General features: G+C 38.8%; 18 protein-coding genes and 1 tRNA gene. 9 read left to right on the forward strand and 10 right to left on the reverse strand.

All coding sequences use genetic code 11. The features are described from left to right. Positions 1-19 precede the first annotated feature (19 nt). From BMY50_RS14425 to tsf, 6 genes are all read left to right on the forward strand, one after another. Positions 20-93 (forward strand) — tRNA-Asp (locus BMY50_RS14425). Between the two features lie 174 nt (positions 94-267). Next, entirely contained in the window at positions 268-1,608 is a 1,341-nt protein-coding gene (locus BMY50_RS14430) for an MATE family efflux transporter (RefSeq protein ID WP_093325908.1), read from the forward strand. Positions 1,609-1,822: 214 nt separating this feature from the next. Beyond that, positions 1,823-2,266: a 50S ribosomal protein L13 gene (gene rplM / locus BMY50_RS14435; protein ID WP_093325911.1), complete on the forward strand. Its 444-nt coding sequence runs from the start codon at positions 1,823-1,825 to the stop codon at positions 2,264-2,266. Between the two features lie 11 nt (positions 2,267-2,277). Further along, positions 2,278-2,664 carry a 30S ribosomal protein S9 gene (gene rpsI, locus BMY50_RS14440; protein WP_093325914.1) on the forward strand — a complete coding sequence of 129 codons (387 nt, stop codon included), beginning with the start codon at positions 2,278-2,280 and terminating at the stop codon, positions 2,662-2,664. A gap of 18 nt (positions 2,665-2,682) precedes the next feature. Beyond that, positions 2,683-3,507 carry a 30S ribosomal protein S2 gene (gene rpsB, locus BMY50_RS14445; protein WP_093325917.1) on the forward strand — a complete coding sequence of 275 codons (825 nt, stop codon included), beginning with the start codon at positions 2,683-2,685 and terminating at the stop codon, positions 3,505-3,507. A gap of 116 nt (positions 3,508-3,623) precedes the next feature. Continuing rightward, complete coding sequence (gene tsf, locus BMY50_RS14450; RefSeq protein WP_093325920.1) at positions 3,624-4,463, forward strand: translation elongation factor Ts; 840 nt, start codon at positions 3,624-3,626, stop codon at positions 4,461-4,463. A 163-nt stretch (positions 4,464-4,626) separates the two neighbouring features. Here the strand turns inward: tsf and BMY50_RS14455 are convergent, their stop codons facing one another. The 8 genes from BMY50_RS14455 to BMY50_RS14490 all read right to left on the reverse strand — a co-directional run bounded on the left by BMY50_RS14455 (position 4,627) and on the right by BMY50_RS14490 (position 14,312). After that, positions 4,627-6,165 (reverse strand): YifB family Mg chelatase-like AAA ATPase, encoded by a 1,539-nt coding sequence (locus BMY50_RS14455; RefSeq protein ID WP_093325922.1) that lies wholly within the window; start codon positions 6,163-6,165, stop codon positions 4,627-4,629. Between the two features lie 96 nt (positions 6,166-6,261). Beyond that, the gene (gene ffh / locus BMY50_RS14460; protein WP_093325924.1) at positions 6,262-7,602 is read right to left on the reverse strand and encodes a signal recognition particle protein; all 1,341 of its coding nucleotides are present in this window, start codon (positions 7,600-7,602) and stop codon (positions 6,262-6,264) included. Between the two features lie 45 nt (positions 7,603-7,647). Further along, on the reverse strand, positions 7,648-8,499 hold the full coding sequence (locus tag BMY50_RS14465) for a DUF2911 domain-containing protein (RefSeq protein WP_093325926.1): 852 nt from the start codon (positions 8,497-8,499) through the stop codon (positions 7,648-7,650). Between the two features lie 212 nt (positions 8,500-8,711). Beyond that, on the reverse strand, positions 8,712-10,457 hold the full coding sequence (locus tag BMY50_RS14470; RefSeq protein ID WP_093325929.1) for a DUF4091 domain-containing protein: 1,746 nt from the start codon (positions 10,455-10,457) through the stop codon (positions 8,712-8,714). Between the two features lie 68 nt (positions 10,458-10,525). Beyond that, positions 10,526-11,800 carry a sugar MFS transporter gene (locus tag BMY50_RS14475; RefSeq protein ID WP_093325931.1) on the reverse strand — a complete coding sequence of 425 codons (1,275 nt, stop codon included), beginning with the start codon at positions 11,798-11,800 and terminating at the stop codon, positions 10,526-10,528. A gap of 358 nt (positions 11,801-12,158) precedes the next feature. Continuing rightward, positions 12,159-12,584 (reverse strand): hotdog fold thioesterase, encoded by a 426-nt coding sequence (locus BMY50_RS14480; protein WP_093325934.1) that lies wholly within the window; start codon positions 12,582-12,584, stop codon positions 12,159-12,161. Next, positions 12,581-13,099 carry a DinB family protein gene (locus BMY50_RS14485; protein WP_093325937.1) on the reverse strand — a complete coding sequence of 173 codons (519 nt, stop codon included), beginning with the start codon at positions 13,097-13,099 and terminating at the stop codon, positions 12,581-12,583. Before BMY50_RS14485 ends, BMY50_RS14480 begins: the two co-directional genes overlap by 4 nt. After that, positions 13,080-14,312, reverse strand: coding sequence for a sensor histidine kinase (locus BMY50_RS14490; protein WP_093325941.1), 1,233 nt, complete (start codon positions 14,310-14,312; stop codon positions 13,080-13,082). The genes BMY50_RS14485 and BMY50_RS14490 overlap by 20 nt, the downstream gene beginning before the upstream one ends. A gap of 197 nt (positions 14,313-14,509) precedes the next feature. On the opposite strand from BMY50_RS14490, the gene gltX reads away from it, so the two are divergent. The 3 genes from gltX (at position 14,510) to BMY50_RS28160 (ending at position 17,291) form a co-directional block, all read left to right on the forward strand. Then, positions 14,510-16,033 carry a glutamate--tRNA ligase gene (gltX, locus tag BMY50_RS14495; protein WP_093325944.1) on the forward strand — a complete coding sequence of 508 codons (1,524 nt, stop codon included), beginning with the start codon at positions 14,510-14,512 and terminating at the stop codon, positions 16,031-16,033. A 6-nt stretch (positions 16,034-16,039) separates the two neighbouring features. Further along, entirely contained in the window at positions 16,040-16,960 is a 921-nt protein-coding gene (gene rsgA, locus BMY50_RS14500) for a ribosome small subunit-dependent GTPase A (protein ID WP_093325946.1), read from the forward strand. A 178-nt stretch (positions 16,961-17,138) separates the two neighbouring features. Further along, a complete protein-coding gene (locus tag BMY50_RS28160; RefSeq protein ID WP_162276599.1) occupies positions 17,139-17,291 on the forward strand; it encodes a hypothetical protein in 153 nt (50 codons plus the stop codon). Positions 17,292-17,354: 63 nt separating this feature from the next. Here the strand turns inward: BMY50_RS28160 and BMY50_RS14505 are convergent, their stop codons facing one another. Together BMY50_RS14505 and frr are read right to left on the reverse strand one after the other, a co-directional pair. Next, a complete protein-coding gene (locus BMY50_RS14505) occupies positions 17,355-19,724 on the reverse strand; it encodes a S9 family peptidase (RefSeq protein ID WP_093325948.1) in 2,370 nt (789 codons plus the stop codon). 251 nt (positions 19,725-19,975) lie between these two features. Further along, positions 19,976-20,539, reverse strand: coding sequence for a ribosome recycling factor (gene frr / locus BMY50_RS14510; protein WP_093325950.1), 564 nt, complete (start codon positions 20,537-20,539; stop codon positions 19,976-19,978). Positions 20,540-20,986: the final 447 nt, after the last annotated feature.

Below are 20,986 nucleotides of genomic sequence, written 5' to 3' on the forward strand. Positions count from 1 at the left end.
TTCTTAAACATAAAAAATTGGTCCGGTAGTTCAGCTGGTTAGAATACATGCCTGTCACGCATGGGGTCGCGGGTTCGAGTCCCGTCCGGACCGCTTTTTATACATCTCTGGTTTCTTACGCAGAGATTTTTTTTTCTCCTTTCTTGTTATTGAATAGGTCTTACGTTCCTTAGATATCAAGATTTTTGGATTATCGAAACTTATATTAAACTATATTCATAAACTGAACCTGCTCTAATAGGCGGGTTGTTTCTTTTTCTATAGCACATGTACGGATTAGGATTGCTTCGTAATGAGGCGGGCAAGACTTTGAAGCTCGCGGGTCCTATCATATTAGGAGAATTAGCACAGATGGCCCTTAGTCTGATTGATACTGCGATGGTGGGATCGGTCAGTTATAAACAGCTTGCCGCTGCCGCTTTGGTAATGAGTGTAGTTAATATTCCTTTTGTATTTGGAATAGGTTTAACTATGTCCGTTTCCCAAATGGTTGCCATGGCTCATGGTCGCAACGATGCACAAAAAGTATCCCATTACCTATATAATGGATTTTTATTATGTGCAGTTGCTGCGATTATTATTTCTATTGGATTAGAGTGCAGCAAAAGTATTTTATTTCACCTTAAGCAGGACCCCGAGGTGGCGGAGATGGCGATTCCATTTTTAAGAATTATAGGGATATCCATCATCCCGATGATCCTATTCATGACATTAAAACAGTTTACAGACGGGCTGGAGTACACCCGCACCGCCATGACGCTGTCTTTAATTGCCTTACCTTTAAACGCGTTCTTAAACTGGCTGTTTATCTTTGGAAACTGGGGCTTTCCACGACTTGAGTTGGTTGGTGCTGCTTGGGGTACTTTAATTACCCGCACGCTCATCTTCATAGCCTTGGCGATTATTATTTTTAAACATAAAACTTTTAGGCGATATATTGCTGCCGGTCGAGCAAACTGGAAATTTAGCTGGTCGACTATAAAAGAGCTATTAGGAATCGGTATTCCGAGCAGCCTACAGGCCGGCATGGAGGTAGGCGTTTTTGCTGTTTCTGCAATTTTAGTTGGAACGATTGGTGCCGTTGAGCAAGCGGCCCACCAAATAGCCATGAATTGCGCAGCATTTACATTTATGGTGTCTATGGGTTTAGCACAGGGAGGTGCTATTCGTGTCAGCAATGCTTATGGCAGAAATGATTGGAAACATATTCTCACCATCGGAAAAAGCAGCATGTTAACGGCATTAGCTTATGGCATCCTCTGTTTTATTGTTTTTATCTCCTTTAATAATTTTCTACCCCGAATCTTTAACGATAATATAGCGGTTGTAACACTCGCCTCTTACTTATTGATCTTTGCAGCCATTTTTCAAATTTCTGACGCCACGCAGGCAGTTGGTGTAGGATTGCTCCGTGGCGCGAAAGATGTTAAGGTTCCAACACTTTTAGTAGGTATTGCCTACTGGGCAGTAGGTTTACCCATTGGGTATTTACTGGCTTTTCATTTCGATATGGGTGCGCCAGGTATTTGGACAGGTCTCATCATCGGACTTAGCTTAGTTTCAATTTTTCTGACAATCCGATTTTTAAAATTGAACCGGAATCTATGAAATAGTTCGCCTCAGCTTATTTTTAGATAAACCGTTGCTTATTTAATGACACGATTAAATTTTACGCGATTAAAATATATTCGAAAAGCTGAAAACATCCTCATTATCAAATATATTTTAAGAATAGTTTTCAAATATTAAATTTTCTATCTACCTTTGCAGTCCTTTAATTAGGGATAAAAGTATATTATTTAATTAATTCAAAATCAAGCAAGTGAATACGTTAAGTTACAAAACTGTCTCAGCCAACAAAAGCACCGTTAACAAAGAGTGGATCGTTGTTGACGCGGAAGATGAGATTTTGGGGCGCTTGTCATCTGAAATTGCGAAAGTAATCAGAGGAAAGCACAAGCCTACATTCACCCCACACGTAGACTGCGGAGATAACGTAATTGTTATTAATGCAGACAAGATTAAGTTGACAGGAAACAAATTAGGCGAAAAGCAATATGTTTCTTACACTGGTTATCCTGGTGGTCAACGTTTCATTTCTCCAAAAGAGTTATTGGCTAAGCACCCTACCCGTATTGTAGAAAAAGCGGTACGTGGTATGTTACCTAAAAACCGTCTAGGTCGCGCTTTGTACAAAAATCTATTTGTATATGCTGGTCCAGAGCACCCGCATGCAGCGCAAAATCCAAAAACAGTTAAATTCTAAGGAGAAAAGAAATGTCAACAACTAACACTTCAGGAAGAAGAAAAACCGCTGTTGCTCGTATTTATTTATCAGCAGGAAGCGGAAACATTACCGTAAACGGTAAAGATTACAAGGAGTATTTCCCTACATTGCCATTGCAATATATTGTTACTCAAAGTACAGAGGTTGCCGGTGTTGCTGGTAACTTTGATGTAAAAGTTAACGTAGCTGGAGGAGGCGTTAAAGGTCAAGCAGAAGCTGTGCGTTTAGCGATAGCTAAAGCTTTGGTTGAGCTAAACCCAGAAGTGAAACCTGCCTTGCGTGCTAAAGGTTTAATGACTCGTGATGACCGTATGGTTGAGCGTAAAAAACCAGGACGTCGTAAAGCGCGCAGAAGATTTCAATTTAGTAAACGTTAATTTAAGGAGGATCAAACAATGGCTAGAACAACATATCAGGAATTACTGGATGCAGGTGTACACTTTGGTCACCTTACCCGCAAATGGGATCCGAAAATGTCGAAGTACATTTTCATGGAGCGTAATGGCATCCACATTATCGATTTAAATAAAACCTTGTCGAAGCTTGAAGAAGCGGCTTCGGCGATCAAACAAATCGTAAAATCAGGTCGCAAAGTATTATTTGTAGCTACTAAAAAGCAAGCAAAAGACATTGTTGCCGAACAAGCTAAAGCAGTAAATATGCCTTTCGTAACCGAACGTTGGTTAGGTGGTATGTTAACTAACTTTGCTACTGTGCGTAAGTCTATTAAAAAAATGTCGAACATCGACAAAATGACTAAAGACGGAACGTACGATGTATTATCTAAAAAAGAGAAATTGATGATTCAACGGGAACGTATTAAGTTGGAAACCTTATTAGGAGGTATTGCAGACTTAAACCGCTTACCGGCTGCCTTATTCATTATCGATGTAAAGAAAGAACACATCGCTGTAAGTGAGGCAATGAAATTGAACATCCCTACCTTTGCTATGGTAGATACTAACTCTGATCCTACAAACATCGATTTCCCTATTCCGGCGAATGATGATGCTACTAAATCAATTACCCTAATTACGAATGTAATTAAACAGGCAATTATTGAAGGATTAGAAGAACGCAAACGTGATAAAGAAGAAGAAGCAGAAAAAGAAGCTGCTGCTTCAAAAGCAAAAGTAGACAGCGGTGAAGAACCTGCTGCTGAAGTTGCTCCTAAGCGTGAACGTAAAGCCGAAGCTACTGAAGCTAAAGACGGAGAATAATTAAATCCGGTAATGGGTTAGGGGTTACTTAGTGGATAGTATATATTTATTCACCTTTGGTAATCCATAACCCATCACTTATTTATAAAGCAAATTAAAATAAAAAGGAAAATAAAATGTCTACAGTACAAATTTCTGCATCAGACGTAAATAAATTGCGCCAACAAACAGGTGCTGGTATGATGGATTGTAAAAAGGCTTTGGTTGAAGCTAATGGTGATTTCGAAGCTGCAGTTGATTACTTACGCAAAAAAGGCGCTAAAGTAGCTGCAAGCCGTCAAGATCGTGATTCGAACGAAGGTGTTGTAATTGCAAAAACAACTGCTGATGGAAAACGCGGTGTTGTTGTTGAGGTAAATTGCGAAACGGATTTCGTTGCAAAAAATGCTGACTTCATTGCTTTTGCTGAAAGTATAGCGAATGCTGCCATTAACGAATCTCCTTCTTCAGTAGAGGAATTAAAATCATTGGAAATCAACGGATCTAAAGTTGCTGATCTGTTAATTGAGCAAACTGGTAAAATCGGCGAAAAAATTGAGGTTTCTAAATACGAGGTTATTACTGCTGAAAAAGTTGTTCCTTACATCCACGGCAACTACCGTTTAGGTGTATTGGTAGGATTAAGCGCAGTAGCTGAAGGTGCAGACGAGGCAGGAAAAGATGTGGCTATGCAAATTGCAGCAATGAACCCTGTTGCTATAGATAAAGATGGGGTAGATACACGCACTATTGAACGTGAACTAGAGATTGCTAAAGAACAAATCCGTGCTGAAGGAAAACCTGATAACATGGTGGAAAAAATTGCCCAAGGTAAATTGAACAAATTCTATAAAGATTCTACTTTATTGAATCAAGAATTTGTTAAAGATAGCTCTAAAAGTGTTGCTCAGTTCCTTGATGGCGTTTCTAAAGGCCTAACAGTAACAGCATTTAAACGCGTACAATTAGGCGCTTAGTCTAGTTGTGAGTTACGCGTTGTGCGTTATGAGTACTCATTAACTCCACGATGTTCTCATTAAAAAAGCTTCCCAAAAATTTTTGGGAAGCTTTTTTGTATCGAATTCCCTTGCCTTTTTCTAATCTGTCCCCGCAACTCAAAACTAGCAACTCGCAACTCTCTTATCCCGCCCAATTCTCTCTATCCAAACTTCTATAATGTATTGCTTCCGCGAGATGTTCCGTCTCTATACTACTACTCTTTCCCAAATCGGCAATTGTTCTTGCCACTTTTAAGATGCGATCATAGGCCCTCGCTGAGAGACCTAGCTTCTCCATTGCATTTTTTAAGAGTGTTTGTCCTTCTAGACTCACCGTACAAATTTCTCTCACTTTTTTCGATCCCATCTGCGCATTACTATGGATCTTTTCATTTTTTTCAAATCGCTCTTCCTGAAATCCTCTCGCCATAACGACCCTATCTCTTATATCCCGACTATTCTCTTGCACCAAGTGACCGGTAAGTTTCTGAAAATCCACCGGTGTTACTTCAACATGTAGATCTATGCGATCTAATAATGGCCCGGAAACCTTACTAAGATAACGCTGAACAACAGCGGGTGAGCATACACAATCTTTGTCGGGGTGATTATAGTATCCGCAAGGACAGGGGTTCATAGAGGCGATGAGCATAAAACTTGCAGGGTAGTCGACCGTCAACTTAGCCCGTGAAATAGTAATCTGCCTTTCTTCCAGTGGCTGCCTCAATACTTCTAATACAGACCTCTTAAACTCAGGCAGTTCATCTAAAAACAATACGCCATTATGTGCTAAAGATATTTCTCCAGGTTGTGGGTTCCCTCCTCCGCCAACCAACGCTACATCGCTTACAGTATGATGAGGAGCTCTGAAAGGCCTAATAGTCATTAAAGAACTAGCTGCAGTAATTTTACCCGCTACGGAATGGATTTTTGTCGTTTCAAGTGATTCATGGAGATTCAAAGGGGGTAAAATGGAGGGTAATCTTTTTGCCAACATGGTCTTTCCCGCGCCAGGAGGACCGATAAGAATGACATTATGGCCGCCTGCAGCTGCTATTTCCAATGCTCTCTTAATGTTCTCCTGTCCGTGTACATCAGCAAAATCGAATTCATAATTATTAATATTTTTCTGAAATTCAGCCCTTGTATCAATTTTTACGATATCAAAATCTTTTTCGGCGTTAAAAAATTGGATCACCTCTGTAATATTTGATAAACCATATACTTCCAGATTATCCACGATAGCCGCTTCGCGAGCATTTGAAGCAGGCAGAACGATCCCTTTGAATCCCTCTTTTCTTGCCTGAACAGCAATAGATAATGCCCCCTTAATAGGCTGTAATCCCCCATCTAGTGAAAGCTCTCCCAAGATAAGATAGTCTTTAAGCTTGTCGGAATTTATTTGTCCTGATGCGGCTAAAATGCCAATTGCCATGGCCAGATCATAACTAGACCCCTCTTTTTTAATATCAGCAGGAGCCAGGTTAATGACGATCTTTTGTCGGGGCATTCTATAGTTAGCGTTCTGTAAAGCACTTTCTACCCGAAAAGTACTTTCTTTAATTGCGCTGTCGGGAAGACCAACAATAAAATATTGTGTCCCTGCTGAAATATTAACTTCTATTGCGATAATGGTAGCATTTATTCCATAAACAGCGCTGCTAAACGTTTTGATTAACATAGATAATAGGTTTATAGTTCTTAAGGAACCCCAAATTAACAAAAAAAGCGGTATCTTCCTACGATACCGCTTAAATATTATTATTCGTTGCGCTCCTTATTTCCCAAAAGGAGTTCGAGGCATACCTCGCATCATCTTGGCAGCGGCAGCTGGATTGGAAAATTGTTTCATCATTTTTCGCATATCATTAAACTGTTTCATAAGTTTATTGACATCATTAATATCCGTTCCAGAACCTTTTGCTATTCTCATGCGTCGTTTTTGATCAATAGCATCTGGATTTTCACGCTCAAAGGGAGTCATCGAACCAACAATAGCCTCTATTGGTTTAAAGGCATCATCATCTATATCAACGTCTTTTATAGCCTTTCCAACGCCAGGAATCATTCCCATCAAATCTTTCATGTTACCCATTTTTTTGATCTGTTGGATCTGGCTAACAAAGTCATTAAAATCGAATTTATTCTTCCGTATTTTCTTCTGAAGTGCTGCAGCTTCTTTCTCATCAAACTGCTGTTGTGCACGCTCAACTAAAGATACCACATCACCCATACCTAAGATACGGGAAGCCATACGATCGGGGTAAAAAACGTCTAGCGCTTCCATTTTCTCCCCCGTACCGATAAATTTAATTGGTTTGTTAACTACTGATTTAATAGATAAGGCTGCACCACCCCTGGTATCCCCATCCAATTTCGTTAAAACTACACCCGTAAAATCTAAGCGATCGTTAAATGTTTTAGCTGTATTTACCGCATCTTGTCCGGTCATGGAATCCACTACAAACAAGATTTCATGTGGTTGAGTAGCCTCCTTCACCGCGGTAATTTCATTCATCAAGGCTTCGTCGATAGCTAATCTACCTGCGGTATCGACAATAACGACATTATAACCATTCTTTTTAGCTTCGGCCACTCCTTCCTCCGCGATGGCAATAGGATCGTTAGAATCACGATTGGTATAAACGGGCACATCTACTTGCTGAGCCAGTACTTCCAATTGGTCTATAGCAGCGGGGCGATAAACATCACCCGCAACTAGTAAGGGCTTTTTGCCTCTTTTTTCTTTTAGATACTTAGCTAGTTTTCCGGTAAAAGTGGTTTTACCAGCACCATTCAACCCAGCTATTAAGATAACAGTAGGGTTTTTCCCTATTTCAAGTTCCGTTACCGAACCTCCCATAAGCTGTGTCAGCTCATCGTTCATTATCTTTGTAAGCAATTGCCCAGGAGAAATGCTGTTAAGTACATTCTCTCCTAACGCTTTTTGCTTTACATCGTCTGTAAAGGCCTTTGCAGTCTTGTAATTAACATCGGCATCTAATAACGCCTTACGGATTTCTTTTATAGTTTCCGCGACGTTAATCTCCGTAATATTTCCTTGGCCTTTTAAAACTTTAAAGGCCCTATCCAGCTTATCCTGTAAATTATCGAACATTGTATTGTTATTCTCTGTTTTTAAACGGATTGCAAAGATAGTGAATTATTTTGCCTTCTCTAAAACTTGATCGTTCAACCTTATATATTCATCACTCTTTGCCTTTTCTGCGACCTGTTTTCCCAACGTGGCGGAAGCCTTAGCGCCCGCTTTATCGCCTTTTTTCAACTGAATTTGCGCTTTCCAATAATATGGGTACGGCAATTCAGGATTTGCCTTTACCGCTTCGTCAGCCCAATATAAAGCTTTGTCAAGATCTTTATTGTTATTAAGATAATATTGGGCAGCTGCTAAATACGGTTTTTTATCCCCTTGCATAGCTTGATCAATAGATGCCATAATCTCGGCATCCTGATCTACCTTAATATCAAATGAAATAGCAGTATTTTCCCAAGCGATACTTAGTTTGGCAGTAGTGGTTGTAACCGCGGGAAAACTGATTGTAAATGTTTCAACTTTTGTTGCCGTTTTTTCTGGTTTTACAGTAAAACGCAACACATCATCAGCTTGCTTATATTCATATGCCCCCCATTGCTCACTATTTTTATTCAAAATAACTGTCCACTCATTTTTATCAGGAATCGTAAATAAACCATACGTACCTGCAGGTAATGTTTTTCCGTTGATAATTACATCCCCACTAAACGATAAGGTGGTGGCACCATTGGCACCCGTGCGCCATACATTTCCGTATTGCTCTAAACCACCAAAAATTTTACGCCCATTAACATTTGGTCTAGCATAGGTCAGTGTTATCTGGCTAATGCCTAAATCTTGAGTGATCACCTGTTTGCTACTTGCTGCCGGAAGTTTTAATCCTTGTGCTGCACTTTGACTTATGTTCAAAACGGACGTTAGCAGTAAGACTATAGCTAAACTTAAAAATATTCTCTTCATCTGTTTATTTTTGTTTATTCATATTGTGTTTGCCTTTTATTGCATTCATGCTGCCTTCGGCGGTTTATTGATATTGCTGGTTGTTTTTTTAAGGTATGAATGACTCACCAGTTGGTGGGTCGGTTTACACCAAATATTTAATAGGTTCATTGCTCGAAGATAAAAAAGAATCCACATATAGCCTAATATGTTAGATCAATTAGTTGTTTGATTTATAAACTATTTAACACTTCTTTTGCTTTATTCACAAAAATGGAGGCATTGTCTTTATTTACCGTTTCAAATTCAAACGAGCTTATCACATCATCGAGCTTTTTCAGCGCATCACTTTTGTTTTGGTCTAGGAGATGTTTCTTTATGATTTTCACTTTTTCGAAATCTTGTATTCCTTCTATTAATCGTTCAAATCTTACAGAAGTTCTAGCTCCTGGGTATACAAACCAGCCATCTCCTGCAAGCCATGTTCCAACCCTCGTATCTTGAAGTGGATTTGGCCCCCAACAATTATAAGCCCACCGTAAATAACCATCAAAATCCTTGTTCAGCGCATACCATGAAAGCCAGGTGGCCTCTGCGTATTTAGAAGAAGTAAAAGTATTTGGATAAAGTTCAGTGCAACAAGTATAAAAAGTGGTGGTAAAACCTTTTTCCCGCCTTTCTTTAATTAAATCTTTGTTTAGTTCGTACCTCAATGCCACACAGTAGTCTACCAAATCGTTGTACAATTCCGGATGATCATTGCCGGCTAATGAAATTTTAAATGCAGGATCTGCTTCTTTAATAATGGCGATAGCTTTTTTCATATCTTCCATTTCACGCTCATCCATAGCAATTGTGGTTTTTTCAAACCATCCTTTTTTCTTAAGATGCTGAGCAAAATCTATCAACATATTTTTCCAGTGCGACTTATAAGCTTCTTCTCCCGGCTTTGCAGTTAACACGGCATTTTTTCCGGCTGCTTCATCGTAATAATAGAACTTAAGATTCCAAGGGATCATGCTATAACAGTTGATAAATTTGTTTATCCCAAATCCTTCCATAAATTCAACCCATTTATCAAAATTCGAATAATCAAAGTGCCAGGTTCCGTCTTTTTTCTTCACCCATTTCACCATTCCTTGATATACATCATATGTTTGTCCATTCCAGGGGTCATATATTATATCTGCCGTAATAGATTTCTGTCCGGCATCAGCAAGCATTTTAATATACGGCTTCATCGCTTCGAAATGTTCATTTGACCATACTTTTACACCATGAACCCTTGCTATGGAGTAAGGGTTTTGCCAAATATCTAAATGAAAAGACCATTTTTCTGGCATCGGCAGGGTGTGGTTCAGCACTTCAACTTCATATGGCAAACTAATTGAATGCTCATTAGTTGCAGAGATAGTTAAAGTTCCTTTATAAACACCTGCAGCTGCATCTCTGGGAACATTCAGGCTAAGCCATACAGGCCTACTTGTTTTAGCCTCTATAGGCAAAACAGTAATATCATCAATTAAGTCGGCAGTTAATGAAGTGTCCAAGCCTTTGGGAATCCCACATCCAGATTTTAAATCTCCCGCATGGTCTGTTAACACATACCTTATAAAATTAGCAGAAACATCTTTACTAGCAATGATGTTTCCCTTTGCATCAATTAAATCTGAGGGTGTTAATTTTACGTTTTCTACCTTAAACTTTGACCACAGCAACACTTGCGTATGAATTTTCTCACCCTTCCAAGTCTTATCCTTCCAACTAATACGCAATTGTTCGCTTTTTGGTGCCGCTGATTTCAAAAATGACTCATCTATAGACACAAAACTGGCTTTTAAACCCTTATCAATGTTGTTCCACGTATTAGCATCAACTGGATAAGGATCTGGCAGCTCCTTTACAGTAGTAAATTCGGGCAATTGAGCAAAAGTTGAGCGCGTAGCAAGTACCAGTAATAAGAAAATAACCCTCTTCATAATTTTTATAATTGTATGCAATAAAAAACCCGCAGCCTAAATCAAGCTGCGGGATAATTTTTTAATCTTTATTTTTTGCCCAATTTATGCCCTGCGACAGCGTAATACCAGATCACGAGATAACAGGGCACCATAATCCAATATGCTTGCTGCGGATTCCAGGCATCAGCTAGCGCGCCATAGATTACAGGTAATACTGCACCTCCCGCCAATCCCATAACCAACAAAGAAGACGCCGCTTTGGTAAACCTTCCCAAGCCAACAATTGTCAAAGGCCATATTGCAGGATAAACTAATGAATTAGCTAAACCCAGTAAAGCAATAAAACCCACAGAAACGTAACTATCGGTATAAATAGCACCCAGGCTGAAAAGTATTCCCAGTAAAGCACATATTTTCATTGCGTTTTCCTGTTTAATATACTTTGGGATAAATAAAATACCCATACCGTACCCTAAAATCATGCACGACATAGTTCCCATAGTAAAATATTTAGCCACTTCTAATTTAATGCCTTGAGAAGAGCCATAGCTGATTATGGTATCTCCTGCCATTACTTCAACACCAACGTATAGAAACATCGTTAAAAATCCCAACATCAAATGAGGGAAATTAAATAAACTTGTTTTTCCTTCATTTGAAGATACGGCATCTGCATCTTCTTTATCGGTATCAATTTCAGGAAGGCTAGAACGGTAAATCAAAAAGGCTAGCACAACTAAAACCAGAATGATACAGGCATAAGGAAATATAACCCTCGAAGCCAACTCATTTAGTTCTATTATTTTAGCCGCCTCCGGCAATGACTCAATGCGAGCAGTGAGTGCATCCGCATCACTGAGAACCACAGTCCCTAATATAATAGGCGCCAGTCCGCCAGCCAACTTATTACAGATACCCATGATGCTAATTCGTTTAGCGGCACTTTCTGCAGGTCCTAGAATAGTTATATACGGGTTAGACGCTGTTTGTAAAATGGCTAAACCGCTACCTTGAATAAACAATCCTAACAAGAATAAAGCGTAGGTGCGTGTCATCGCAGCAGGAATAAAAATTAATGCTCCAATGGCCATTATAATTAACCCTACTGACATTCCATTTTTAAAACCAAAAATCTTCAACGTTCTTGTTGAAAGAGGGGCCATTACAAAGTAAGCAATATAAAAAGCAAAGGCTACTAGGTAAGATTGAAAATGATTAAGCTCACAAGCGATTTTTAAATAAGGTATGAGTACGGAGTTTAACCACGTTACAAATCCAAAAATAAAAAATAATGCGCCTATAATTACAATAGGATTAATAGCGCTCTTCCCGATATTGTCGGTACTGGAATGTTGGTTCATGCGAAATTGTTAGTTTAAGTATCTCAAAAGACAATTTTGTGAATATAACAATATTTTAATAATGCCTTTACAAGGCTAACAAAATATTTCCACATTTTAAACTAAAACATGAGCGCAACCGTTTGTTTAATTTGTGATTTTTACTTAAAAAATGACTTCATGGAAAAAAAATAGTAACGGAAAATTTCATTTACCCATCAAAAACACAAAAAAGAAACGCCTCGATATCTCATCGCGGCGCCTCCAAAAACCTAAACCTTATCACAAAACCATTACCTGGCCTTATTGATATTTGTAAAACAAAAGAAAGTTTTAAATAGTTTTAAAAAATGTTTCTCTATGATACTATTTGGGATTACTATGTATATTTAGGCACTATAGCAACAGTTAACCTACTTACGCATGTTAGTTTGTGCTGACTATTATATAGCTTAATATCCCAGACATGTGTTTTCGTTCCAATATGTAGCGGTGTACAAATAGCCATTACAAGCCCATCCTTAACGGGTCTTAAATGATTCGCATTAATTTCCAGTCCAACACCAGCATATTCATTTTCATCTATAATCAGATTTGACGCTACACTTCCGACGGTTTCAGCTAGTACTACGGAAGCTCCGCCATGTAAAATACCCATGGGCTGTCTGGTGCGATCGTCTACCGGCATAGTCGCTGCCAAGCTTTGATCAGTAATCTCGACAAATTTTATATCCAATAAGCCTCCCATATTGTTAGTGGGCCTATTATTCAGCTCTTCTAAAGTATATGCCCTATTCCAGATCATAACACCGTTTCAAGATAGCGTTCTTTTATAATATTTTTATGGTGATTTAAATGTCCTGCAACGATGTAAAGAAAGGCTCTAACGCTGATCAGCCGATCGGAAGCCAAGCCCTTTCTATTAAGTTCTATATCATTGAATGAATTAAAAAGTGCCATATTCGACTTTCTTAATAAAACAAACTCTTCCGCAAGCGAGGCTAAATTTCGTTCTTTAAAGCGCGCATTCAGAACGTAGTCTTCTTGTTCAAAACCAGGAAGCGCTTTTGTATCGTTTCTGGCAAATCTGAGCGCCCTGTAAGCCATAATTCTTTCTGTATCAATCAAGTGGCCTACAATTTCTTTTATTGTCCACTTACCTTCCGCGTACGCGTATTCCGATTTTCCGGCAGGTATTGCCTCTAAAAAAGCTGGAAAGCTAGTAATCTGTTCATTAAGGACATGCATTACGTCCCCCAAAACGGTATCGATGTAAGTAGCGTAATAGGCTGGAAATTCATCAGATTTTAGCTGGCTCATATGTTAAACTGCTTTTTAATATAATTCTAAATGTGGTTCCTTTTCCCAATTCAGAATCTTTCACAAAAATTTGTCCTTTATGATAATTCTCAATTATACGCTTTGTTAATGAAAGGCCTAATCCCCACCCTCTTTTTCGCGTGGTATAGCCTGGTTGGAATACCGCATCAAATTTATTTCTCGGGATACCCTTACCTGTGTCGCTAATATCTATAAATATCTGCTCTTTAGCAATATTTTCACTAATTATTATATTTATCTCTCCAGCAGATTCAATGGCATTTGCTGCATTTTTGAGAATATTTTCTATCACCCAATCGAACAAAGGAACACTTAGTTGTGCTTCAACCGTTTTATCACCAGAAACAGTAAATTTAATCTTATCGCTCGTACGCACCTTAAAGTAACGAACGAAATTATTTATTACCGGATATACAGCTTGTTTTTCCAGTATAGGTTTTGAACCTATTTTGGAGAACCTATCGGCAACAATTTCTAATCGTTTCACATCATTCTCCATTTCTCCTAAAAGCGGGTCCTCTTCGGCATCGAATTTCACCTTTATAAGTTCTAACCAAGCCATTAATGATGAAATAGGTGTGCCTAATTGGTGAGCTGTTTCTTTTGCCAGCCCTACCCATACTTGATTCTGTTCCGATTTACGCATGCCATTAAAGACGGTATAAGCAATTCCCAAAAATATGGCTATTAAAGTCAGTTGAACATAAGGAAATACCCGTAACTGGGTTAACAATAATGAATCTTTATAATATACATACCACTTTTCGCCGCCGGAAAGGTCTATCACAATGGGTGGGTGACGCTCTTTCATGACCGATAATTGATACTGAAAATATTCAGGATCATATTTGGCGAGATTAGATCCCTGCGATTCATTTTCCCCCATATCGTAAAGAGTCCTTGTGGAATCAAGGCCTCGATAGTAAATAATGCTATCTTTTGAATCAGTAATAATTGCAGGCACTTTCAAACTATCGCGCACGCTATAGATGTAAGTAATATACTCATCATTCACATCAGGCATGGCATACATATTTTTTGTGCTAACCGCCCAAACAGAAGCTTTGGTTCGTTCTGCCTCCGATAAATTCTGTACCAGATAGTTTGTATACCATAAGGAAGCCGCCGCAATTATTGCCGCAAAAATGAGTAATAAAAACTTCCATCGCTGGTTATATTGATATGGGTTCATTTAATCGTTATTAGTTCTTTGTTATTAGTTGTTCGCCTTCTTACTTAAATGATGCAAGGAGAAGGTTGACCCAACAAAACGTACAGTCAATAACCAACAACGAGCAACCAATAACTACAAAGGCGCAAAGTACAATTTTATATAATTAAGAACAAGCATTCGCTTTCAGGCTAAACACAAATAGCTATCTTTGCAGCATGTCAGCAGATAAAAAAGTTAGGGTTCGATTTGCTCCCAGCCCCACCGGAGGTTTACACTTGGGAGGTGTACGCACCGTTTTATTCAATTATCTTTTCGCAAAAAGTAATAATGGTGATTTTATACTGAGAATAGAAGATACTGATCAAAGTCGTTTTGTTCCGGGCGCAGAAGAATACATTTCTTCCTGTTTAGCATGGTGTGGTTTAGTACCTGATGAAAGTCCTCAAACTGGAGGCCCATATGGCCCTTACCGACAAAGTGAACGCAAGGCACGCTATCAGGAGTTTGCAGAACGATTAATAGCTAATGGTTATGCCTATTATGCGTTTGACACACCTGAGGAGCTTGATAAACTTCGACAACTAACGCCAAATTTTCGATATAGTCATGAAAATAGGGACCAGTTAAGAAACTCCCTTAACCTTGATGAAGCAGCTGTTAAAGCGTTATTAGAAAACGGCACTCCCTATGTCATTCGTATTAAGATGCCTGTTGATGAGACAGTAAGTCTTAATGATATGATTCGCGGACATGTAAGCTTTGAAACTTCATCGGTAGATGATAAAGTTTTATTAAAAGCAGACGGTATGCCGACGTACCACCTTGCCGTAGTGGTAGACGATTACCAAATGAAAATAACACATGCCTTTAGAGGTGAAGAGTGGCTCCCATCGGCTCCAGTACATCTCCTGTTATGGGAATATTTAGGCTGGAAAACAGACATGCCCCAATGGGCACATTTTCCTTTGATATTAAAACCAGATGGCAATGGAAAGTTAAGTAAACGTGATGGAGATCGATTGGGTTTTCCGGTATATGCTATGAACTGGCAAGATCCAAAATCGGGAGATCTCACGAAAGGGTTTAAGGAACTAGGTTTTTTACCAGAGGCATTTATCAATATGCTGGCGCTTTTGGGTTGGAATGATGGCACAGATCAGGAGCTTTTTTCACTAGATGAGCTTATTCAAAAATTTTCTATCGACAGAATTAGCAAATCGGGAGCAAAATTTGATTTTGAAAAGGCTAAATGGTTTAATCATGAATGGATAAAGCGCGAAGACGCCAACAAGCTTATTCCTTCTATTCAACATATTTTAACATCACATGGAGTAGTTGTTGATGATGATAACTACCTAAGGCTCATTTTTGATTTAGTAAAGGACCGACTCACTTTCCTTCCCGATTTTTGGGAGCAGGCTTCATTCTTCTTTGTTGAGCCGGAAAATTACGACCTTGATGCGATACAAAAAAAGTGGAGTGATGAAAAAACCACCTTTTTTAATAATATTATCCCAGCTTTAGCTGCGTTTGAGCCTTGGCATACAGAGGAGATAGAGCATTTTTATAAATTAGCCATTCAGTCGAGCGGGTTAAAATTGGGTGAATTAATGCTTCCTTTCCGTATTATGCTGGTGGGTGGTAAATTTGGCCCCCATGTTTTTGATATAGCCAAACTCCTTGGGCGAGAAAAAACCATTGCGCGTATGAAGAAAGGTTTAGCCGCGATTTTGTCCTAAACATTTATGAAAGGGCTTGTCACTAAATCTACCGGTAGTTGGTATACTGTCCAAGTTGACAGCAATGCTACTTATGAATGTCGTATAAAAGGAAAATTTAGAACGAAAGATATTAAAACAACCAACCCAATTGCTGTAGGCGATTGGGTTGAAATAGAAATGGAACCTGATCAACAAACGGCTGTTATTACAAAACTGTTTGATCGAAAAAATTATATGATCAGAAAATCTGTTAATCTTTCCAAGCAAGCACAAATTATTGCTGCAAATTTAGATCAAGCTTTTCTAGTAGTCACGCTCGCTTCACCGCCCACTTCCTTAGGCTTTATTGATCGTTTTTTGGTAACAGCAGAAGCTTACGATATCCCGGCAGGTATTATTTTTAATAAGCTCGATCTATTTAGTGATGAGGGTTTAGAGATACTCCAAGAATACCGCAATATTTATGAAAATATAGGATATCCCTGTTTTCAAGTCTCCGCGCTTAAAAAAACAAATATGGAGGCTGTACAAGCTGCATTATTAGGTAAGATAACCTTAATATCAGGTCATAGTGGCGTTGGAAAGTCAACGCTTATCAACAGCTTAGTCCCCAAAGTTGCATTACGAACGGGTAAAATTTCAGATTGGTCGGACAAGGGAAAACATACGACAACCTTTGCAGAAATGATAAATCTTGATACAGCAGGTTCCATTATAGATACACCAGGTATTAGAGAGTTAGGAATTATCGATATTGAGCAGCAAGAACTCAGTCACTTTTTTCCAGAAATGCGCGAATTGATGCATAACTGTCGATTCAACAACTGTCGACACATCAATGAACCAGGTTGTGCTGTGTTATTTGCTTTGGAAGAAGGCGAAATCGAGCCCAGTAGATACGACAGCTATCTCAGTATATATCATGGTAATGATAGTAGAAGTTAGCTCACGTAGAGAAACCGCATTCTAAAAATGAAGGATTAATTTGTCGCTTAATGGCAGCGACACCGCCAAATACTTTTTTTTCCGCAAAAAAAGTATTCAAAAAAACTCATCGCTTGGAACTTTGCTACAACGGTAGTACATCAACATGCAAACCGCAAATTTCCTAGGCGATATTTAAATGGAACGGAGAGCTGTTGCTGGCAGGCACAGACGTTCCGAAGAACGGAAATGGCATGAAAGCCACGGATTGCAACGAAGCAAGCCAGCCAAAGCACCTTGCCAATGGGCGCAGCAAGTGGGAAAAGATCTGCGCAGTCAGCGCATAAATTAATCCTTCTTTTATACAAGCACTATTTCATGGTAAATGCGGTTGCCCTGTAGCAAGCGCTAATAGTTATTCATTTACCAATCTTTCCTCAAAAAGTTTTAAAATCCTTTTATATTCATCGGTCCAGCTACTAGGTTCCACAAAGCCGTGATCCTCTACCGGATATACCGCAAGCTCCCAATTATTTTTACCAAGTTCTATAAGCCGCTGGTTGAGCCGCACGATATCCTGAAAATGCACATTTTCGTCCACCATTCCATGGCACATCAATAGATGGCCTTGCAGGCCACTGGCAAAATTAATGGGAGATGATTGTTGATACGCTTTAGGATCATTTACGGGTTCATTTAAAATATTGGAGGTGTAGCCGTGGTTATAGTGTGCCCAATCAGTAACCGAACGTAAAGCTGCTCCGGCGGCAAACGCATGAGGCTCATTAAACATCGCCATTAAGGTTATAAATCCACCATACGACCCCCCGTAAATACCGATATTTTTCGAGTTTATACCGTACTTGTCCACCAGTAGCTTTGCTCCATCCACTTGATCGGACAAATCTTTTCCACCCATGTGCCGATAAATTCCTGTGCGATGGTTCCGTCCATATCCAGCACTTGCCGTATAATCTATATCTAATACTGTATAGCCCAAATCGGTCAGCAAATTATGGAACATATATTCCCTAAAATAAGAACTCCACCAATAATGTACATTTTGCAGATATCCAGCTCCATGAACGAATACAACAGCTGGTTTATTTACTTTTGCCTTTTCAGGTGTATATAAGCGCGCATATACGCTATCTCCATAGCGATTTGCAAAACTAATCACTTCCGGCGTACGCCATGGGTAACTTTTAAACTCATCAGAACGAGCATCTGTAATCTGTATCGCTTTGGCTCCTGCCTTATTCTCCTGCAAATATAACTCCCATGGAGTATTGCTATTCGAATAACGAATAGCTAGCCATTTCTCATCGGGCGATAAGGTTACTTCATTTCCCCCTTTCATGCTTGTTATTTGCTCAAGATTGCCGCCATTAACAGACAAGCGATAAAAATGTGTAATGCCCGGATGTTCCTTATTTGCCGTAACATAAAAGGTTTTTTTATCTTTTGACAAGATTACATCCTGTACTTCAAACGGCCCCTCTGTTAGCTGGCTTTTCTTCTTTGTGAGCACATTGATCGTGTATAAATGCGAATACCCTGTTGCCTCACTTTGAAAATAAAACCGATCTCCGTCCAGCCATCCAACAGTTGCACCGCCCCAGCTTCCGCCAATTCCGGGACCAGCGATCCAAGCATCGTCATGCTGTCTATCCAACGTTTCCAGATCTCCTGTTTGTAAATTGAGTAAAGCGATCCAACGATCCTTATGATCTTGCGCATAAATAGTGACAATGGCCTTATCTCCCTTAGGGCTCCAATAAACATTCGCAATGTTAACAGGGCGTTCTGCATTCACCTTCAGTAATGAATCTTTCTTTGCCGGATAATCATTATAAAAAGTTGGAATATCTTTTATTCCGGTTAATTGGGCGGTATTAATGGGTATAATCGTATCTTGCTTGATGTTATATAAGAAGGCGCTTGTTTTCCCCTGTTGGTCGCCCACTTTATCGCGTGCTTGAATATCCTCTGTATAACCAGATTCGGTTACAAAGCTTGGTACTATGGTATTTCTATTTTCTTTAGAAGGTGTATACGTTAGATAACTGATATATTGTAAATTGGGACTTGCTTTTACCTCTTTTAATATTTCGTTTTCGTTGATCGGAAGTTCCTTTAATCTCTTCCCCTCTTGCAGCTTCTCTAAAGAATCCTGCACTCCTTTTTGTTTCCTGCGATCTTTTAGCACCTCAAATAAGCTTAGCTGATTATCTTTAAGCCATTGATTTTGCTTTGAAAGTTTAGCATCTTCTTTTTTTCCTGCTCCTATACTAAAATTAGTTAATTGCTTAAGCTCACCATTCAACAGAGAGATAGTAAAGAGATTGTTCCCTCTTTTAAAAACAACTGCATTTTCGTCAACACTAAACTGTGGGGCAGCTTCTTTATCTACCGTGCTCGTTAGCTGCTTTTCCTTTTTTGTTTTAATATTCTGGAAAAATAGATCACCCTGCTTTACGTAAATGGCTTGCTGACCATCTTTGCTATAGCTGACTTGACTAACGAAATTGTTTACTTCTTCTTCCGCTTGTTTTTTTGGTGTATACCCTTTCGCGTCGATACTATAAAGGGACGCATAATCTTTTGCTTCGGGATTCCATCTAAAATATAGTTGATCATTAAAGGCACCCCAAGAAATACTCTCTGGAGAAGATCCCATCCATCTTGGATCACGCATAATTTTTTCTACTGTTAAAATAGGTTTCTGCTGTGCAAAAGCAGTATTTAAACAAAGAATGGGCAAGAAAAGTAATATTCGCTTCATATATTTCAAACTTTGGCCTAAAATACAAGCATTTTTTTGAAGGTGCAGTGTTTTTGAAGCAACAATTTAGATGTTAGCGGATTGTTGAGTGGTTAAATAGTTAAGTAGTTGAGTGATTCAATAGTAACCAGAGATCAGCAAATCAAAATGGGTAGATCATAAAAAAAGTCTATGGTTGTGAGCCATGGACTTTTTTATGATTGTCTTGATTCCTCGATCTTATATCTTAACACTTAAGTTTTGATACTGCTTTACACAGTCATGATATCTTTTTCTTTCACTTCTGCCAACTTATCTACCCTTACAATAAAACTATCGGTAAGCTTTTGTACTTCTCCCTCGCCTACCTTAATCTCATCCTCAGAAATGCCATCATTCTTAAACTTTTTAATTTTATCATTGGCATCTTTACGTATGTTCCGTATAGCAATTTTCCCTTTCTCAGCTTCATCTTTTACTTTCCGGACTAGCTCTCTCCTCCGTTCTTCAGTTAAAGGAGGAACGGCTAAACGGATAATATTACCATCATTTTGCGGATTCAACCCGATGTTTGAATCTATGATTGCCTTTTCAATTACGCTAAGCATGCTTTTCTCCCAGGGTTGAACAATTAGGCTACGAGGATCTGGCGTATTAATAGTACCTATCTGTGACAAAGGGGTAGGTGTTCCATAATAGTCAACATTAATACCATCAAGCATCGATGGCATAGCCTTACCTGCTCTAATTTTAGTTAACTCTGATTCAGCATGCGCTATTGCTTTCTCCATAGCGTCGTTTGCATCTTCCAATTGTAATTTTATTAGGTCATTCATGATGTTGCAAAGATTTTGCCCAAAAATAAGATTTTTTATTCAATGGCAAAACAAGTTGAATTTACCATTTTTATATCCAACGTTCCACGAGAAACTTACCGAAAATATACGGGTAATAGTCTTTTTTATTAGTAAAGATCCTGTTGGATGTACTTTACACCTGTTTAAATACTTATATTGTTTACTATCCTCTATTCGTATTTTTTTTTATTATTATGATTAATCAACCGTATGCGGATTAGCAAAATCTAAAAAATATTAAAATTCTCTTGATAAATTAAAAATAAACACTTTACTTTACTACGAATTACAAAAAACGATGGCAACAAGTTCAACCATTACAACATCCACAATTATTACCACCGGGATATATCACCGAGGGAAGTAATCTTTATGTTGTAAGGTTCGCAAACATACAAGGGCGCTTCTCTCAAAGAGAAAGCGCCC

Origin of the sequence: Olivibacter domesticus (genome assembly GCF_900109575.1) — a bacterium.
GTDB lineage: Bacteria > Bacteroidota > Bacteroidia > Sphingobacteriales > Sphingobacteriaceae > Olivibacter > Olivibacter domesticus.

What these genes read in the sequence shown, in the direction of transcription:
- BMY50_RS14470 (WP_093325929.1), bottom strand. Translation starts at nt 10,457, where the DNA reads ATGAAGAGGGTTATTTTCTTATTACTGGTACTTGCTACGCGCTCAACT.
- BMY50_RS14485 (WP_093325937.1), bottom strand. Translation starts at nt 13,099, where the DNA reads ATGAGCCAGCTAAAATCTGATGAATTTCCAGCCTATTACGCTACTTAC.
- BMY50_RS14480 (WP_093325934.1), bottom strand. Translation starts at nt 12,584, where the DNA reads ATGATCTGGAATAGGGCATATACTTTAGAAGAGCTGAATAATAGGCCC.
- BMY50_RS14505 (WP_093325948.1), bottom strand. Translation starts at nt 19,724, where the DNA reads ATGAAGCGAATATTACTTTTCTTGCCCATTCTTTGTTTAAATACTGCT.
- frr (WP_093325950.1), bottom strand. Translation starts at nt 20,539, where the DNA reads ATGAATGACCTAATAAAATTACAATTGGAAGATGCAAACGACGCTATG.
- rpsB (WP_093325917.1), top strand. Translation starts at nt 2,683, where the DNA reads ATGGCTAGAACAACATATCAGGAATTACTGGATGCAGGTGTACACTTT.
- ffh (WP_093325924.1), bottom strand. Translation starts at nt 7,602, where the DNA reads ATGTTCGATAATTTACAGGATAAGCTGGATAGGGCCTTTAAAGTTTTA.
- BMY50_RS28160 (WP_162276599.1), top strand. Translation starts at nt 17,139, where the DNA reads ATGGAACGGAGAGCTGTTGCTGGCAGGCACAGACGTTCCGAAGAACGG.
- BMY50_RS14490 (WP_093325941.1), bottom strand. Translation starts at nt 14,312, where the DNA reads ATGAACCCATATCAATATAACCAGCGATGGAAGTTTTTATTACTCATT.
- rsgA (WP_093325946.1), top strand. Translation starts at nt 16,040, where the DNA reads ATGAAAGGGCTTGTCACTAAATCTACCGGTAGTTGGTATACTGTCCAA.
- BMY50_RS14475 (WP_093325931.1), bottom strand. Translation starts at nt 11,800, where the DNA reads ATGAACCAACATTCCAGTACCGACAATATCGGGAAGAGCGCTATTAAT.
- BMY50_RS14455 (WP_093325922.1), bottom strand. Translation starts at nt 6,165, where the DNA reads ATGTTAATCAAAACGTTTAGCAGCGCTGTTTATGGAATAAATGCTACC.
- BMY50_RS14465 (WP_093325926.1), bottom strand. Translation starts at nt 8,499, where the DNA reads ATGAAGAGAATATTTTTAAGTTTAGCTATAGTCTTACTGCTAACGTCC.
- tsf (WP_093325920.1), top strand. Translation starts at nt 3,624, where the DNA reads ATGTCTACAGTACAAATTTCTGCATCAGACGTAAATAAATTGCGCCAA.
- rpsI (WP_093325914.1), top strand. Translation starts at nt 2,278, where the DNA reads ATGTCAACAACTAACACTTCAGGAAGAAGAAAAACCGCTGTTGCTCGT.
- BMY50_RS14430 (WP_093325908.1), top strand. Translation starts at nt 268, where the DNA reads ATGTACGGATTAGGATTGCTTCGTAATGAGGCGGGCAAGACTTTGAAG.
- gltX (WP_093325944.1), top strand. Translation starts at nt 14,510, where the DNA reads ATGTCAGCAGATAAAAAAGTTAGGGTTCGATTTGCTCCCAGCCCCACC.